Annotated in this window: 14 protein-coding genes; 4 read left to right on the top strand and 10 right to left on the bottom strand. The window is 69.1% G+C overall.

Annotated features, from left to right (window positions below):
- Positions 1-29 precede the first annotated feature (29 nt).
- Positions 30-2,741 (bottom strand): diguanylate cyclase, encoded by a 2,712-nt coding sequence (locus tag BXU09_RS16745; protein ID WP_078305480.1) that lies wholly within the window; start codon positions 2,739-2,741, stop codon positions 30-32.
- Positions 2,742-3,008: 267 nt separating this feature from the next.
- Here BXU09_RS16745 and BXU09_RS16740 point away from each other — a divergent pair, with 267 nt between their 5' ends.
- On the top strand, positions 3,009-4,415 hold the full coding sequence (locus BXU09_RS16740) for an NCS2 family permease (RefSeq protein WP_078305479.1): 1,407 nt from the start codon (positions 3,009-3,011) through the stop codon (positions 4,413-4,415).
- An 82-nt stretch (positions 4,416-4,497) separates the two neighbouring features.
- On the opposite strand, the gene BXU09_RS16735 is transcribed toward BXU09_RS16740, so the two are convergent.
- Entirely contained in the window at positions 4,498-5,646 is a 1,149-nt protein-coding gene (locus tag BXU09_RS16735; protein WP_168174651.1) for an ATP-binding protein, read from the bottom strand.
- Positions 5,647-5,833: 187 nt separating this feature from the next.
- On the opposite strand from BXU09_RS16735, the gene BXU09_RS16730 reads away from it, so the two are divergent.
- Entirely contained in the window at positions 5,834-6,022 is a 189-nt protein-coding gene (locus BXU09_RS16730; protein WP_078305477.1) for a hypothetical protein, read from the top strand.
- Positions 6,023-6,399: 377 nt separating this feature from the next.
- Positions 6,400-6,723: a hypothetical protein gene (locus BXU09_RS16725; protein WP_078305476.1), complete on the top strand. Its 324-nt coding sequence runs from the start codon at positions 6,400-6,402 to the stop codon at positions 6,721-6,723.
- Between the two features lie 123 nt (positions 6,724-6,846).
- Here BXU09_RS16725 and BXU09_RS16720 read toward each other — a convergent pair whose 3' ends face one another.
- The 4 genes from BXU09_RS16720 to BXU09_RS16705 all read right to left on the bottom strand — a co-directional run bounded on the left by BXU09_RS16720 (position 6,847) and on the right by BXU09_RS16705 (position 10,938).
- Entirely contained in the window at positions 6,847-9,102 is a 2,256-nt protein-coding gene (locus BXU09_RS16720; protein WP_144012312.1) for a hypothetical protein, read from the bottom strand.
- Positions 9,080-9,814 carry a fimbria/pilus periplasmic chaperone gene (locus BXU09_RS16715; RefSeq protein ID WP_168174650.1) on the bottom strand — a complete coding sequence of 245 codons (735 nt, stop codon included), beginning with the start codon at positions 9,812-9,814 and terminating at the stop codon, positions 9,080-9,082. Before BXU09_RS16715 ends, BXU09_RS16720 begins: the two co-directional genes overlap by 23 nt.
- A 5-nt stretch (positions 9,815-9,819) precedes the next feature.
- Positions 9,820-10,299, bottom strand: coding sequence for a hypothetical protein (locus tag BXU09_RS21030; RefSeq protein WP_078305473.1), 480 nt, complete (start codon positions 10,297-10,299; stop codon positions 9,820-9,822).
- Between the two features lie 87 nt (positions 10,300-10,386).
- On the bottom strand, positions 10,387-10,938 hold the full coding sequence (locus BXU09_RS16705) for a hypothetical protein (protein ID WP_078305472.1): 552 nt from the start codon (positions 10,936-10,938) through the stop codon (positions 10,387-10,389).
- 508 nt (positions 10,939-11,446) lie between these two features.
- Between BXU09_RS16705 and BXU09_RS16700 the strand changes: the two genes are divergently transcribed.
- On the top strand, positions 11,447-13,411 hold the full coding sequence (locus tag BXU09_RS16700) for a hypothetical protein (protein ID WP_078305471.1): 1,965 nt from the start codon (positions 11,447-11,449) through the stop codon (positions 13,409-13,411).
- A gap of 9 nt (positions 13,412-13,420) precedes the next feature.
- Here BXU09_RS16700 and BXU09_RS16695 read toward each other — a convergent pair whose 3' ends face one another.
- The 4 genes from BXU09_RS16695 to BXU09_RS16680 form a co-directional block, all read right to left on the bottom strand.
- Positions 13,421-13,927, bottom strand: a complete 507-nt coding sequence (locus BXU09_RS16695; protein ID WP_078305470.1) for a hypothetical protein — start codon at positions 13,925-13,927, stop codon at positions 13,421-13,423.
- Between the two features lie 92 nt (positions 13,928-14,019).
- A complete protein-coding gene (locus BXU09_RS16690) occupies positions 14,020-15,069 on the bottom strand; it encodes a DUF475 domain-containing protein (protein WP_078305469.1) in 1,050 nt (349 codons plus the stop codon).
- A gap of 221 nt (positions 15,070-15,290) precedes the next feature.
- A complete protein-coding gene (locus BXU09_RS16685) occupies positions 15,291-15,866 on the bottom strand; it encodes a TerD family protein (RefSeq protein ID WP_078305468.1) in 576 nt (191 codons plus the stop codon).
- A 124-nt stretch (positions 15,867-15,990) separates the two neighbouring features.
- On the bottom strand, positions 15,991-16,572 hold the full coding sequence (locus tag BXU09_RS16680) for a TerD family protein (RefSeq protein ID WP_078305467.1): 582 nt from the start codon (positions 16,570-16,572) through the stop codon (positions 15,991-15,993).
- Between the last annotated feature and the right edge of the window lie 66 nt (positions 16,573-16,638).

Here is a 16,638-nt window from a genome sequence, read left to right as displayed (position 1 = left end):
CCAGTGTAAGCGCCACTGTGCGCGCTGCGTCAGTTCAGGTTCAGCCCGTCCGGCTCCGGGAAATCGGGGTCAGGCCGCTCCGGGGACGCTCCGTCCGGCCCGGCGGCCCGGGCGGCTGGCAGGCGGGCCAGCAGGGGGGCCAGGGTGCCCAGCAGTTCCGGGTCGAGCGTCTGTCCTGCCTGGGCGGCCATGGCCGTCAGCGCCTGCGCGGGTGTCCGGGCCGGCCTGGGGGACAGGGTGGGCGGGCGGGTCAGCGTGTCGAAGGTGTCGAGAATGGTCAGGACGCGCGCCAGCAGCGGAATCTGGTGACCGCGCAGCCCGTCGGGGCCGCCGTGTCCGTCCCAGCGTTCGTGGTGGTGGCGGATGACGCGCAGGGCCGCGTCGGTCACGCCGGGCAGGTCGCGGGCCAGGGTCTCGCCGGCCAGGACGTGTGCGGTCTGCGGCTCGCCGGCCGGCAGGCCCAGCAGGCCCAGGTCGTGCAGGGCGGCCCCGTCGAGCAGCGCGGCGCGGTCCTGCGGCGTGAGGTTCAGGAGGTCGGCGGCCTGCTGCGCCTGCTGTTGCAGGCGGCGGGCGTGTCCGGGTGTTTCCAGGCCGCGCGTTTCGAGCAGCGTGGCCAGCGAGAGCAGCGCGCGGGTGCGGGACTGCTGCAACTCCGCGAGTTGCGCGGCGCGTTCCAGGGCCGTCACGATGTGCGCGCCGAGCGCGCGGATCAGGCTGACGTCCTCCTCTCCGAAGGTCTCGTCGCGGGTGACGCACAGCGCTCCGAACAGCGTCCCGGCCGTCTGGAGCGGCGCGGCCAGCATCGCGCCGGAGGTCAGGAAGTCGGGGCGGTGCAGGCGCGCGGCGTCCTGCACGCTGGTCACGCGCAGTACCTCGCGCCGTTCGATGGCGGCCCAGGCGATCCCGTACCCGCGCGGCAGTTCCGCGTGCCCGTCGCGTTCCGGGACGCCCTGCATGACCAGCGACACCAGCCGGTCGCGCTCCGGCTCGAAGCGCAGGAAGACCGCCTCGCGCGCCCCGAGGATCGCCATGGACGCGCCCGTGACGGCCTGCGCGACCTGGGCGGTGGTGTGCGCGCCGCGCAGGTCCTCGGTGATGCGGGCCAGCGCCTCCAGTTCCCGCTGCCGGGCGGCGGCGAGCAGGCGGGCGGCGCGGGCGCGCAGCAGCGCGGCGACCTGCTCGGCGAAGGACCGCGCGACCCGGCGGGCGTCCGGGCCGAGGCGCTGGCCGGGGTGCAGCACGTCGAGGTTCAGGAAGGCCAGCACCAGGCCGTCCACGCTGACCGGCACGCCCAGCGTCTCGCGCACCGCGCTGACGTTCAGCATGCTGCCGAACTGGCGCTGGCTGGTCAGCTGCGTTTCGAGATCGGCGGCCGCCACGGCGTTGTGCCGGATGGCGTCGCCACGCAGCACGCGCGGCTCGCCCCCCTGCCACGCGGCGACCGGGTCGGCGTACCAGCGCAGCAGGCTGGCGGGCGAGCGGCGGTGGCCGAGCAGGTCGTCGGTGAAGCCGCGCTGCGCGGTCAGCAGGAAGTCGCCCCGGTCCAGCACGAACAGCGTGCCGGCCTGCACGCCGGGCACGCTGCTGACCGCCGCCCCGAGCAGCGCGCACCAGTCGGCGGCCGTGGGGTCGCGGTCGGCGGCCAGCAGGGCCAGGGTGCGCTGCGCGGCCTGCGCGCCGCTGTCCTGCCCGGCCACGTCCATGACCAGCCGGTCGCGTCCGGCGCTCTTGGCGCGGTACAGCGCGGCGTCCGCGCGGGCCAGGGCGCGCTCGGGCGGCTCGCCGGGCTGCACCTGACTCCAGCCGGCCGAGAGGGTCACGGTCTGCCCGCCGGCCGAGAGGGTCCGCACGCCGTCCAGGCAGCGCTGCGTGACGGCGCGGCCCTGCGTGGCGTCCAGCCCGGTGAGGATCAGCGCGAATTCCTCGCCGCCCACGCGGTACACGTGGTCCTGGGCGCGCAGGCTGTGCGCGAGGGTCCGCGCCACCTCGCGCAGCACCCGGTCGCCCTCGGCGTGCCCGAGTCGGTCGTTCACCTGCTTGAAGTAGTCGATGTCCAGCATGACCAGTTGCGCGCCCGCCTCCAGCCGCGCGAGGTCCAGGTCGAACTGCCGGCGGTTGCTGACGCCGGTCAGGGCGTCCAGGTACGCCTCGCGGCGCAGGGCGCTCGTCTGCGCCAGGTGCCGGGCGCGCATGCCCACCACCACCTGCGCGGCCCACAGGCCCAGGCAGTGCACGATCAGGACCGGCAGGTACACCCGCTGCACCAGCGCGTGCCCGCCGGGAAACAGCAGCAGGCCCAGGCTGTTCAGGCTGAAGATCAGCGGCGCGGCCCACCACCAGCGCCACGACAGGAACACGCCGTGGCCCGCCGTGCGCCACACCACCCCGGCGATCAGGAGGATCGACGCGCCGGCGATCAGGGCGGCCGGCACGCCCACCCCCCCGATCCCGACGCGCCACAGGGCCGGCAGGGCCAGGGCCAGTGCGCCCCAGCCGGGTCCGAACAGCAGGGTCATCAGGGCGCCGGGCACGTACCGGATGTCCACGAACACGCCGGGCGCGACGTTCAGCGGGAACAGCATCAGCGCCACGCCCCACACGCCGGCCAGCAGGGACCGCGCCGCCAGCCAGTGTGGCCCGGCCCTCAGGGGCCAGTGGCGCAGGTCCAGCGCCAGCAGGATCACGCCCACGAGCAGCAGACCCAGGCCGCCGAGCAGGACGTTCAGGTCCGTCCAGAGCATCAGCTGACCCGCCCGCCCGCGCCTGTCCGGTGTCCGCGCATCCCACCCACTGTACCTGCCGGGCCGGGCCGGCGGCCTTCATGCTGGGGTGGGGCCTGCGGGGCGGGGCGCACGGCCCTCCGGAAGGTGGTGTAATGCGGCCTTCCGGTCGCGTTCGGCGCCGGAGATCCGTCCGTGCCGTCCGGCCCGCCGTGACCGCCCGCCTCCTGTTCCGCCCCCTGTTCCGCCCTCTGCGCCGCCCCCGCGCGGCCCTCCCCGGAGGTCAGCATGACCCACACCCAACCTTCCACTCCGCCCGGTCCCGGACCGGCGGGCGCCCTGGACCGCTTCTTCGGTCTGAGTGCGGCGCGCAGTTCGGTGCCGCAGGAACTGCGCGCCGGCCTGACGACCTTCCTGACCATGAGTTACATCCTGTTCGTGAACCCGCAGGTGCTCGGCACGGCCATCGACGTTCCGAACGCGTTCGTGCAGCTGCTCATGACGACCGCCATCGCCGCTGCCTTCGGGTCGCTCGCCATGGGCCTGATCGCCCGCTACCCGTTCGCGCAGGCGCCGGGCATGGGCCTGAACGCCTTTTTCGCGTTCACGGTCGTGCAGGGCATGGGCGTGCCGTGGCAGACGGCGCTGGGCGCGGTGTTCATCTCGGGCGCCCTGTTCGTGATTCTCAGCGCGGTGGGGGCGCGGCAGGCGATCGTGCAGGCCATCCCGCTGAGCCTGAAGTTCGCGATCACCGCCGGGATCGGCGCGTTCCTGGCGTTCCTGGGCCTGCGGAGTGCCGGGCTGGTCGTCAGTAACCCGGCCACGCTGCTGGGCCTGGGGGACGTCACGGCGCCCGGCGCGTGGCTGGCGGCGATCGGGCTGGTCATCACGGCGGCGCTGACGGTGCGGCGCGTGACGGGCGCGATCCTGTACGGCATCCTGATCACCACCTTCGCCGCGATCGTGCTGCGCCTGCCGGTGTATCCGGGCGGCCCGGACGGCGCCATGCAGGCGTTCGGGGGGTTCACGGGCCGCCTGGGCATCCTGGACACCCCGGTCTGGCCGTCGGCGCTGGTGGGTCAACTGGACATCGCCGGGGCGTTCGGGCTGGGCCTGCTGAGCGTGGTGTTCACGTTCTTCTTCGTGGATTTCTTCGACGCGACCGGCACCCTGACCGGTCTGGCGCAGAAGGCCGGGGTGCTCGACGAGCGCGGGGACATGCCGCGCGCGCGGCGCACCTTCGCCATGGACGGCCTGGCCGCCATGTTCGGTGCGTTCATGGGGACGAGCACCACGACCGCGTACGTGGAGAGCGCCAGCGGGATCGGCGCGGGCGGCCGCACCGGCCTGAGCGCCGTCACGGTGGGCGTGCTGTTCCTGCTGAGCATGTTCCTGTGGCCGCTGGCCGCCGCGATTCCCGGCGCGGCCACCGCGCCCGCCCTGATCCTGGTCGGCGCGCTGATGATGGAAGGTGTGAAATTCGTCGACTGGGACGACCTGAGCGAGAGCCTCCCGGCGTTCCTGACGATCATCGCCATGCCGCTGACCTTCTCGATCGCCAACGGCGTGAGCTTCGGGGTGCTGTCCTACTGCGCCCTGAAACTCCTGACGGGCCGCGCCCGCAGCGTCAGCCCGATCCTGTACGGCGTGGCCGCGCTGCTGCTGGCCCGGTACCTGTTCCTGTCCGAAGGCTGACCCACGCCCCCTGCCCCGGAAGCGGCCGCACTCCATTCGCGGGGTGCGGCCGCCCTCATGCGTGACGGCTGGCAGCGGGCGGTCATTGAACAGGTTTGGGGAAACTGAGGTAGAAGGTCGCGCCCTCGCCCGGATGACTCTCGGCCCAGACCTGCCCGCCGTGCCGGGTGACGATGCGTTTCACGTTCGCCAGCCCCATGCCCACGCCCGAGAATTCCTGATCGGAATGTAGCCGCTGGAACGCCCCGAACAGCCGCTCGGTGTAGCGTGGGTCGAAGCCCACGCCGTCGTCCTGCACGAACACCACCCAGTGATCCCCGACGTCGCGGGCGCCCACCTCGATCTTGGCGCGTTCCCGGCCGCTGGTGTACTTCACGGCGTTGCTCAGCAGGTTCTCGAAGGCCAGCGTCAGCAGTTGCGGGTCGCCGCGCACGACGGGCAGGTCGCCGGCCACCCACTCGATCTCGCGGCCCTCGGTTTCCGGCGCGATGTTCACCCAGGCCCGCAGGACGACCTGCGCGAGGTTCAGTTCGCGGATCTGCAGGGCCGTCTGGGTGACGCGGGCCAGTTTCAGCAGTTCGTCGATCATGGAGTTCAGGCGCTGGGTCGCGCCGTCGATGACGGTCAGCAGGCGGCGGTCCTCGTCGCCGAGCCTGGGATCGAGGCGGCGGCGCAGCAGCGTCAGGAACCCCTGGATGTGCCGGACCGGGGCGCGCAGGTCGTGCGAGACCGCGCCGATGAACGAGTCGAGTTCGTTCACCTCGTTGCGCAGCGTGACGGTCCGCAGCGCGACCTCCTGACGGACCTCGGCGTCCAGGTCGGCCTCGCGGATCTCGGCGTGGCGACGTTCCGTGACGTTCTCGTGCGCGACCAGCAGGAAGCGGCGCGGGCCGTCGTCGAAGGGCGTGACGCTCAACCGGAACCAGCGTTCCTCGGTGGGACTGTGGCAGGGGTACTCGATGCTGAAGGTGTCGCGCCTGCCGTGCAGGACCGCGCGCAGGCCCTGCGCCACCTCCTGCCCCTCGTCGGCACACAGGCCGGTGGCGGCCTCGCAGACGCTCAGGTAATTCACGCCGGGGCCGCAGGTGGCAGGGTCGCCGCCGTTGTCACGCATGAAGTCCATCCACGCGCGGTTACACAGCAGGATCGTTCCGTCACCATCAAGGACCGCCGTCTGGTACGGCAGCACGTCCAGCGCCGCCCGCACCGCCGTCGCGGGCAGGGAGGTCACAGCGGTCCGTGTGTCGTCACCTGAAGCCATACCCACAGGGTAGCCCCGTCTTCACCGGGCCAGGATGCGGGTCCGTTCAAGAAGTGCCGGGTGCTTCTTAACCTGTCGGTGGTCCCATCCCCCGGACGGACGCCAGGGTGCGTCATATCCGGCAGCGCCCCGCCGCCCGCCGTGTCACGCTACCTGCATGAACGACCGTCACGAGGCCGCCAATCTGGAGCAGATCCGCCTGCTGCTGGAAGGACTCCAGCCGGCCCCGACATCAGCTGCCGGGTCCGTACCGCAGGAGGCGGCGCCGGAAGCGGCGGCCGCTCCCGCACCGGACACCGGGCCGGACACCACGCCGGGCGACCGCCCTGACCTGCACGCCGACTGATACGAACTCCGATTGAATGGGCGGCAAAGACCATTCAATCCGAGCGGATGCGACTCGTAGAGCTGCCCCGCAGGGTGGGAGAGAAACGCCCCTCCGGACGTGGAGCTGGCAATCCGGTGAAGTTCCGGATTGTCAGCGAAACAAACGGAATCCGTATGACCCCGGCGGGACGCGCGCCGGAAGACTGGGCACGCACGAAACTCCACCTGAAGGAACGGCTCTGAAAGAAGTTCGTGAGGGGGGCTTTCCTATCCTGAAGAGGTCTGGCGCTGGCGGCGCACACGGAGTGCGCCGCAGCGCTCCTGATCCGGCGTCCGCCGGATTCGCGTGCAGACGGACGCAACGTCCGCGACGTCCACTCCGAGGAGGTTTTCATCATGATCCGTTCCCCCCATCTGCTGCTTGCTGCCCTGCTGGGCCTGGCCGTTCCTGCGCAGGCCGTCACGTTTCAGGCGCGGCTGTCGCTGACCGTACGCCCGACCTGTGAGGTCGCACAACTGGGCGTGCAGTCGCTGACGCTGCGCTGCACGCGCGACTACCGCCCGGTCAACCTGCATGCCCTGCCGGAACTCGCGGGGCGCCTGCCAGCCGCCGATCTGCTCCTGATGGTTTCGACTGCCGGGGCGGACGGCGCCACGCTGAACGACTACACGTTCCGCACAGCGGCGCAGGGCTGGAACGGCAGCGTGGATTTCTACTGATACTGGCCGGCACCACGGGACCGCGTGGAATGGTGACTGGGGACGATCACCCCGCTGCGCCGGTCGGGAGTCCGTATCAATTCAATCAGAGCGGAGGCGAGTCAGGGCGGGTTCCCTAGCCTGTCAGCGGCAGGTGACCGTCTCGTCGGAAGGCCGGATCTGGACGGCGCAGCGCCGCTGACGGTCTTCACTGAGCAGTTCGCCGGACAGGTCCACTCCCGCCGGAGTCAGGCCGAAACCCTCGTCGTCCAGCAGGATGCGCTCGGTGCCCAGTTGGACGCTACTGTACCCCGCAGGTTCGGTGGGCGACCAGCGGTACTGCACCCAGCGGTACACCTGAAAGTTTTCGCGCCAGTCGAGGGTGGTCAGTCCGGCGGTGGGCGGCAGCAGTGTCCGGCGGTCTGTTCCGACCGTCACGCCGAACGGGGTGTTGTTCAGGTCCACACGGATCTCGCTCGTCTGACCGGCGGTCAGGTTCGTCAGGACCAGATCGCCGGCGCTGTTCGTCTGCCCGGCAAAAGCCCCGTTCACGAGAATGGGCAGGTTCGGTACGCCGGTGCGGAGCAGGACCGCCCGGCGTTCCAGTGCCGGCTGGAGGGTCAGTCGGCCGTTCACGGTACTGACGGCACCCGTCACCGTGAGGTCAGCTGCCTTCAGGCCCACGCCGATCTGCGCGAGCGCCGCCCCGACGTGGGTGTAGTCGGCGCGCACGTCGTCACGGCGGACTGTCAGGCCCACACGGTTACCCGGATTGATCTGGTAGGCGGCGCTGAATGATCCGCTGCCACTGGCGTTCGCAGGTGCGTTCCGGCTGGCCTGCATCTGCGCTCCCAGGGTCCAGCGCGGCGCAGGAGCGTATCCGCCGCCCAGGCCCACGCGCCAGCCCGAGGGCGTGACGGCGGCGTTCAGGGTCACGGCGCCGGCGGCACCAAAGGTCCGGGCGGCCGTGCCGGACAGTACCCAGGTGTCGGCGCGGAAGCCAGTACTGCCCTGCACCGAGAAACTCCAGGGGGCTAGGTCACGGCTGATCTTCACCCCGACGGTCGAGTCCTGCCAGAACCCGACGGGAACCACGCTGAACACGCTCAGGTTGGTGCCCTGAATGGTCCGGTCGGCCTGGAGACCCAGCGTGGTACGGGTGTCTGGTCCAGTGGCGGTGGGGGTGACGCTGAATTCCACGCTGCCCTGTACGGCGTAGCCAGGACCGGCGTTCACGGCGCGCACGTTGATCTGGGTGGCGCCGCTCTGGTCACTGCTGAGGCGACCAGCGACCCGCCAGCGGCGCGGCAGGCCCATCTCGCCCTGCAGGTGTGTGATCCACTGGCCCTGCTGGACGCCGATCTGCGCGGCCGCCAGGTACGCGCCGGGTGGCAGGGCGCCGTCCAGGGCGGGGTACGTCCAGTCGAGGGTCTGTAGGCCCGTTTCGTCTGTAATGTCAACAGACAGCTCCGTCAGGTTTTCGCTGGTCAGGGGAATGTTCAGCAGCCGCAGTGTGCCGGCGTTCACGCGTGCCGAGGCGACCGAAATGCGGTTGAGGTAGACAACCACGTCGGACTCCAGGGGCAGGTCCACAGTCTGCTCGGGGTGAACGCCCCCAAAACCGCCCTGAAGCGTCACGCCCACCCCACTGAATTCGCTGCTGCTGAATCCGGGACTGCCGCTCAGTGGTGAGGCGTTCAGGGACGCGCCGACACTGACCTGATCACTGAGGCTGTATTCCAGCGTGGCGCGCGGCCGGTATGTGAATGCGCCGCTGTCCTGGCGACCGGCAATCACGCCAAATGTACCGCTGAGCTGATCGGCGGCGCCGCCCACGTCGAGGTACGCGGCGCCGTTCAGCGCCGCAGGTGTGGTCACACCGGGTGTGTCGTAGGCAGCGTTCAGGGAGAGGCCGTAATCGACTCCCCAGCTGGGTTGAGTGGCCATGGAGGGCCTGGGAGCGGCGCCGCTCAGGTCCAGGGTATTCCCGGTCAGCCGCGACAGTACGGGCCGCAATACCAGGCGCTGCCGGACGGCGTCAAAGCTCACGGTCACCTGCCCGGACAGGTAAGTGAACTGCTGGCCGTCGCATTCGACGGTACCGGCCGCGTACCCGGCCTCGCTGGGCCGCAGCGCCTCCGGCGGAATAAGTGCGGCGGTGGGTGGCCCGGGTTGCAGGCGTACCAGCAGCGCGCCGCGGCTGGCGCCCGCCACCATGATCTCCAGTAGCTGTTCGTCGGCGCGGCACAGGTCCTGCGGAGACAGGGGAGATCCGTCCGGCGCAGCGGTCTGGGCCGCAGCGGGCAACAGTGTGGCGGGCAGCGTCATACCGGCTGTCAGGGCCGCGCACAGCGCCACGCCGCGCCAGCCGGCACGCTCAGGGAAGTGGAAGCGTGACACGGCTCGCTTTACCTTCAGCATTCATGAACAGGAGGGTCAGGGGACCGCTGGCTTTCTCCAGCCCCTCCAGGCGTACGGACTGGCGGGCACCACCCAACATCGCGAACGACGGAACATTCACGCTGAGGTCGCCGCGCCGCGCGGTCAGGGCGTTGAATGTCTCGTGGCGGGTGCCGGCGTTTTCCAGGCGCAGGGTCAGGGCGCCGGAGGCGGCCTGCACGTCGTAGGTCATGCGGGGGGCCGTGCCGGGCGGCGCGATGTACACCGGCAGAGAGTAATTCGTGGGCATGTCGAGCTTGATGTCGATCCCGTCGGCGTTCACGACGCTCTGGGGAACGCTCTGTCCGTACGGCTGCTGCTGCACGATCAGGCGGAAGGTGAGTTCCTGCGCGCCGGGCTTCTTGCGCAGGCCGACCCGCACGACCTGTGAGCCGCCGCCGGGCAGCACGAACTCGGTGGGGTTCACCACCAGGTCGCGGGTGTCTTGCAGGACCATCTCGCCGTTCACGACTTTCCAGGCGCGGGCCTCCACCCGGAATTTCGCGGCGGTGCGGCTGGTGTTCAGCATGGTCGTCTGCGTGCTGAGCGTCCGGGTCGGGTCGAGGTTCAGGACGGTCGGCGTGAACCCGAACCCCTGCGCGGCGGCCGGGCCGGCCAGCAACAGCAGCGCGCAGCAAACGTTTCGCAGGGTCCAGCGGTCTGTCTTCTGCACGGTCATCACCTGAATCCTTCGGGTTGGCGGGGGCTGGGGGCTATCACAGAGGCGCGAGAGGTCCGTTCGTCCTGCGTTACGGCCTGCAACTCCAGAACCAACGGCGCGGCGTACGTGCCGGCACGCATCCATTCCTGGGCAGCTGCCGTCAGTATGAAGGCGAACGAGCGGTTGCCGCTCCAGGTCTGCTCGGCCAGTGAAGCGGCGTTCAGGATGCGAATGTTCAGGGCGTGGCCGTCCGGATCAGTCAGGGGAAGTTGCAGGTGCGGCCCGTCGGCGCTCAGGAGGCCGGTACCGGTTACCAGTCGCAGGTCGTAAGCCTCGTCCGGTCGGTCGCAGCGCACCGTGAACCGCAGGGTGCCGCGCCAGGACGAGGCGGCCGTGAAGTCCGGCAGGTCTGCCGCGGCGGCCTGCACGGCGCAGAGGGCGCCCGCCTGCACGTTCAGCAGCAGTGCGGTCAGTACCGGTAGGGCGGTGCGGTTCATGCGGGGTCCTCCTGCGCGTGGGCGCGGGGCCTGTGGCAGGAAATGGCCGGGGTCGCACCACGGCGACCCGGCCATTTCACGGCAGGCTCAGTTGTACGAGATGGTCATGGCGAGTGTGCCGGAGTACGTGCCGGCCGGAACGCCCCACTGGCCGTCGGGCGCGGTAAACTTGACCTTGCCCTTGTACTTGTCGGGTGAGGTGAGAGCACCGCTGGAGGCATTCGGGTTGATGGTGACCCTGTACTTGGCTTTCAACAGGTTCGAACCGGTGCCATTCAGGAAGATGTCACCGCTATAGGTGGTAGTCACAGAGTTGGAGAACGTCATGGCCGCCTGACTGTCGGAGCCGGCACCCGAGGCAGCGATCGCCATGCTCAGGGACGTGCCCGCCGTGCACCAGAATTGGACGAACGGAGTTTCGACGCCTCCGCCGTCACCGTCCAAGGCGTTGTAATCCATGGTGGGGTACCCGGGAATGACCTCGTTGATACCGTTCAGGTCCACCGTGCCGTTCATGGTGGCGCAGACATTCGTTACCGTAGCGGTCGGCGAGAGCGTGACGGAGGCGGACTGACCGGCCGCCAGAGCACTAGAGGCGCCAAGATTAAGAGCGGCCATCATCAACAGGAACTTTTTCATGGTTTCCTTCCTTCTGTCCTGACCGACGCAGCGGGATCAACGGGAACGCCCAACCTCCCCTGGGAAGCTGTTCCGAAAACGTTCTGCGACGCGGCGATCTGAACTGACTGCACTGTAGGACCGGTGAGGCGCGTGGTCAATTTTTACCCACCAGCACAACATAAATCCGGACGTTAACAGGATGTGAAATTCACGTCATCCCGTGCCAGGATGTCTGAATGTCCGTATGAACGCCGCATGAACCGGGATTCATGAACGCCCTGATTAACCGCCCAGAACGTGAAAAAGTTACGATGAACGGGTCGGAGCACATAAATTACGCTCATCCCACTGCTAGCTGCGGAGGTGAGGCACACTGAGGCTCAATCTGCTGGGCACCGTCAACGTCGAACTCGCCGGCCGCACCCTGCACGCCTCCCGCAAGGGGCTGCGGCTGATCGCCTTCCTGGTCCTGAGTGGCCGCCCGCAGCACCGCGAAACCTGCGCCCCCCTGCTGTGGCCGCAGGAGATGGCGTTACAGAACCTGCGCGTGGAACTCTCGAACCTGCGCCGGATGGGGGTGGATCTGGGTCCCAGCCGCGCGCCACTGCTGAGTGCGCAGGCCACCACCGACCTCGACGCCTGGGAACAGCAACTCGATCAGGATCTCTCCACCTGGCTGGGGTCGCTTGGCGAACGTGTCCTCGACGGCCTGGACGAGCCAGGCAACGCCGGCCTGACCCTCTGGCTGGGGCAGCAACGTCAGGAAATCGCCGACCGGATCGAAGCGGCCCTGCAGCGCCGCTTCGACATCGAGTCGGGCCGCGCGCCCAGCAACGCCGCCCTGATCCAGACGCGGGCTGCGCAGCTGGGCCTGAATGTGACCGGCCGGGCCGGAACGGAACGGGCCCTGCCGTGGACAGCGGCAGCCGTGGCCGCTCCGATTCAGATGGCCCTGTCGCTCGCGCAGCGGCAACCGCACCTGCTGATCTACACCGGACGCCACGCCAGCGGACGGCAGGACACAGTCTCGGCGGTGCTGACCGACGCCGGCTGGCGACACCTGGCTGTCACGGCCAGCCGCAGCCCCCGCCACCTGCTGGCCTCGTTACTGCTGCAACTGCGGCTGCAGCTTCCGCCAGACCTGCAGGAGCAGACCGACGCGCTGCTCGGCAGTCTCGGCAACGACGAGTACGATCAGCTGAAACTCTGCCAGCTGCTGATGCGCTGGCGGAATCCGGTCGCGCTGATCCTGACTGGGGCGGAGGCCCTGAACGCCGAGACGGCCCCCATGCTGGAATTCATGCTGAACTGGCCGCTGCAGCTACTGATCGTCGCAGTCGCCCGTCCTTCCGCGGAGGGCAGCATCCGGCAGCTGTTCGGGCAACATGTCGGGATCGGCCGGGTCAGCAGCGTCCCGGCGGCCGAATTGTCCAGTGACGCCGTCGCCTCCATGTGCAGCGCCCCTGACGCCAATCACCTGGAGATCCTGCGGCAATCTGAGGGCTGGTTGCCGGCCATCCCGTTTCTTGCGGCCGAGGCGAGCGGCGTGAGCCGCCGGGTCCGGTTCAGTCCGCCCTTGCTGCACCTGTTGCTCAGTGACGTGCACGCCGCCACCGGGCACGAACCCCGCCATTACGCCCGACTGGCCGGGCTGAGCAGACCATTCACGGAACCGCAGGCGGTGCAGATCCTCGCGGAAGACGGCGTGACCGCCGCCGAGATCCGCACGCTGCTACGCATCGGCCTGAGATCCGGCATTCTGGAAAGGGTCCCTGCCCAGCTGACCGTGGCAGCTAGCGGCGTGATCGTGCGGGCACTCGACGGAGAGCAACCACTGGATTTCAGCAGTGAACAGCAGCGCGCCGCCCTGGCCGGTCTCCTGGACGGTGAGGTGCGCCGACGCCTGCGGACCGCGTTCGGCATACCCATCCGCTACGCTCCGGGCGGACAGCTGTGGCCTGTCCGGATCAGCAGCGGCCCCTGCGCGACGCCCACCGGAGCATGCATCCAGGAGTCCGGCGCTGCGCCGGATAGCCTGCTCGAACCGGAAAGCGCGCACCTGCTCGGCTGCGGATTCCGGCTGCTGCAGCGCGGTCCGCTACTGACCCTCATGCGCCTGGGGCTATCAGACCGCGCCGCGCCCACCGTGGCCCTGACCTTCCCGGCACCCTCCGGACCCCCTGACGGACCGGAGCACTCGATCCCGGATGCCGTGTGGCGCTGGTCACTGGACTTCCGGATCAGTGTCCCCCGTGAACTGGGCAGTGAGGTACCGGTCGCCGTGCGCGTTCATCTGCCGGGACAGTCCGGCCCGGACCTGTTGCGTCCGGGCCTGCTCAGCGACGATCAGAGCCGCGCCGCGCCGCCTCCACCGCTTCAGGCAGGACAGTGGTACCGGATGGAAGGTCCGGGCAGCGGCTCCAGTCTGGAATTCATCTGCACCGCTCCGGACCTGCTGGTGCAGGTGACGGACGTACAGTTGACCTGTTGAGCGCGGCGCTCAGGAGATGATGTCGATCTCGGACATGGACGTGGAGGCGGATTCGATGCGCTGCTGGCGCAGGGTGCCCATCTCGCGTTCGTTCAGGGCGTTCTGGGCCATCACGATGGTCTGGCACAGTAGCAGCAGGGACGCGCTGACGCTGCCGGTCAGGGCGCGGGTGCCGGCGGCGCTGATGACGACGCCGCGCTGTCCGTCTGTCAGGATCAGGACGGTCGGGCCGACGAGCAGCCCGGCCGGGTCGGGTGAGTTCCAGGCGCGGGCGCGGCCGGCCATCAGTTCGGCCCGCCACGCGTCGGTGGTGGGCGCGGCGGAGCCGGCGCTGGGGGCGGCCGCCGTGGCGGTGACCTCAGGAAGAGCCAGGAGGTCCGTGATCGCCTGACGGACCACGTGGCCCTCGTCGCGGGGCAGTGACGTGAAGCGCGTCACGACTTCTTCCTGGGTGAGTTGCGTGGCCTGCCAGGCCTGCACGGCGCTGATCAGGCTGGGTTCGTTCTGGTCGCTCACGCGGGTTCACCTCTGCGCCCACTATAGCCCAGCCGCGCAGACGCAAAAACCGGCACCCACAGGGGAGTGCCGGCCGGGTGGGCGGGGAGGGGTCAGGCGGGCAGGTCGCGTTTGTTCGCGCGGAGGCTGGCAATCACGGCCACCACGATGAAGCCCGCGCCGATCAGGCCCGTGATGACTTCGGGGATGTGCACGTTGCGGTTCATGCTGATCAGCATGATGATCGCCAGCGCGCCGATGCCGTAGTGCGCGCCGTGTTCCAGGAACCGGTAGGCTTCCAGGGTGCCTTTCTTGACCATCATGATGGTCAGCGAACGCACGAAAATCGCGCCGATGGTCAGACCGGCGGCGATCAGCACGATGTCGGTCGTCAGGGCGAACGCGCCGATCACGCCGTCGAGGCTGAAACTGGCGTCCAGGATTTCCAGGTACATGAAGGCGCTGAAGCCCGCCGCGCCGGCCTTGGCGGTCACGTTGTCCGCCTCGAACAGGTTGCCGATGGCGTCCATGACGAGATAGACCAGCAGGCCGATGAACCCGGCGCTCAGGGCCTGGAGTTTCTCCTCGGGGGCCACGAAGTACTGCGTGATGACCAGCAGCAGCGTGCCGACGATCACGGCCTGCACGGTGTCCAGTTTCCCGATGCGGGCCAGGGCACCCTCGGTCCGCTTGAGCCAGTGCTCTTCCTTGTCGGGGTCCATGAAGTACTTCAGGAACACCATCATCAGGAACGCGCCGCCGAAGGCGCTGATGGACACGTGCGCTTTCTCCAGCTGCTGGGCGTAGAATTCGGGCTCACCGAAGGCGGCGCGGACGACCTCGATCATGCCCAGACCCGAGGTCGCGGCCACGATCACGATCGGGAAGATGAAGCGCATGCCGAACACGGCGATCAGGATGCCCCAGGTCAGGAAGCGGCGCTGCCACTTCTCGCTCATGGTGCGCAGGACGCTGGCGTTCACGACGGCGTTGTCGAACGACAGGCTGACTTCAAGGACGCCCAGCAGCACGGCGATGATCAGGGCGTTGGCGAGGGCCGTCCAGGTACTGCCCCCGCGGACGTATCCGTCCCACGCCGCGACCACGAGGCACACGACGGTGACGAGAATGGAGAAACCGAAGAACTCACGAATGGTTTTCATGACCTGTTGAACTCCTGTCGGGGCGCGCACCACGCGGGTGCGGCCCCCGAAAGCGGGCGGAAAGGGCGGATCAGACGATTCCGGCCGGGGTCGTGAGCATTCACGGCCGGCCGGAGGTCAGGTCAGCATACTGCGTGACCGTCAGCGGCAGGGTTCCGGTCTCGTAAGGTTCCGGTGTGTTGCGCGGCAGAGCGGGTGGCGGACGTGGACCGCGTCCGGGTTCAGACGTTCACGCCGTAGTTGCGGGCCATCGGGCCCAGGCCGCCGGCGAAGCCCTGACCGACCGCGCGGAATTTCCATTCGCCGCCGTGGCGGTAGATCTCGCCGAAGATGACGGCGGTCTCGGTGCTGAAGTCCTCGCCGAGGTCGTAGCGGGTGAGTTCCTGGCCGTTGTCCTCGTTCAGGATGCGGATGAACGCGCCGCCCACCTGCCCGAAGTTCTGGCGGCGCGCGTCGGCCTGGTCGATGGTGACGGCCACGGCGATCTTCTCGATCTCGGCCGGGACTTTGGTGAGGTCCACGCGGACGCTCTCGTCGTCACCGTCGCCGACGCCCGTGCGGTTGTCGCCGGTGTGCTCGACGCTGCCCTCGGCGCTGCGCAGCTGGTTGTAGAAGATGAAGTCGTGGTCGCCGCGCACGCGCCCGCCGGCGGTCAGCAGGAAGGCGCTGGCATCCAGGTCGAAGGCCTGTCCGTCGGTGTTGCGCGGGTCCCAGCCGAGGCCCACGAGAATGCGTTGCAGGTTGGCGTCCTGCTTGCTCAGGGAGATGTTGCCGCCTTTCTGAAGGGAAAGAGCCATGAGGGTACCGTCCTTTGCGTGATCTGGGGTCCGTGTGGTACGTGACCGACCCGGACCCCCGTGTGGCTTCTGCGGTGGCGCGACGCGATGCAACTCGCGGCGCCCGGCCAGAAGGAAGCAGGGGTTACAGGTGGGGGCGGATGTCGGGCAGGTTGTCGGTGTACGTGCGCCCGCGCGAGGGGGTGCCGATGGCGGTCATGGTCCAGTCGTTGCCGTTGCGCTTGAGGCTGGCGAGGATCATGGCGGTGTGGTCGCCCTGCACGCTGAGGTTGAAGCGCGCGATTTCCTGGTCGCCCTGGGTGTTCACGAGGCGGCAGTAGGCGTTGTCGACCTGACTGAAGTTCTGGCCAGTGTAGTTGTTGACGCTGAACACCACGGTCTGCACGCTGGCAGGCACGCGGGTCAGATCCACGGTGATGGTCTCGTCGTCGCCGTCACCAGCGCCGGTGCGGTTGTCGCCGCTGTGGCGGACGCTGCCGTCCTTGCTCTGCAACTGGCGGAACCACACGGCGTCGACCAGCTGGCCGGACCCGTCGAACATCAGGGCGTTCGCGTCGAGGTCCACGTCGACGCTGCCGCCGCCGAAGCCCAGGAAGCCCTTCTTCTTGATGGCGTCCCAGCCCAGACCCATGCGGACGGTCTGGAGGCTGGGTCCGGCTTCCTTGGCGAGGCTGATCTGCTGGCCTTTTTGCAGTGAGATGGGCATGTCGGTACTCCTTGATAGGGGGGAATGTGGGAGAGGGGGCGGTCAGGGTGAATCTACCGGATGCGC

The organism is Deinococcus sp. LM3, assembly GCF_002017875.1.
Taxonomy (GTDB): domain Bacteria; phylum Deinococcota; class Deinococci; order Deinococcales; family Deinococcaceae; genus Deinococcus.
This window is presented reverse-complemented; position numbering and strand designations above follow the sequence as displayed.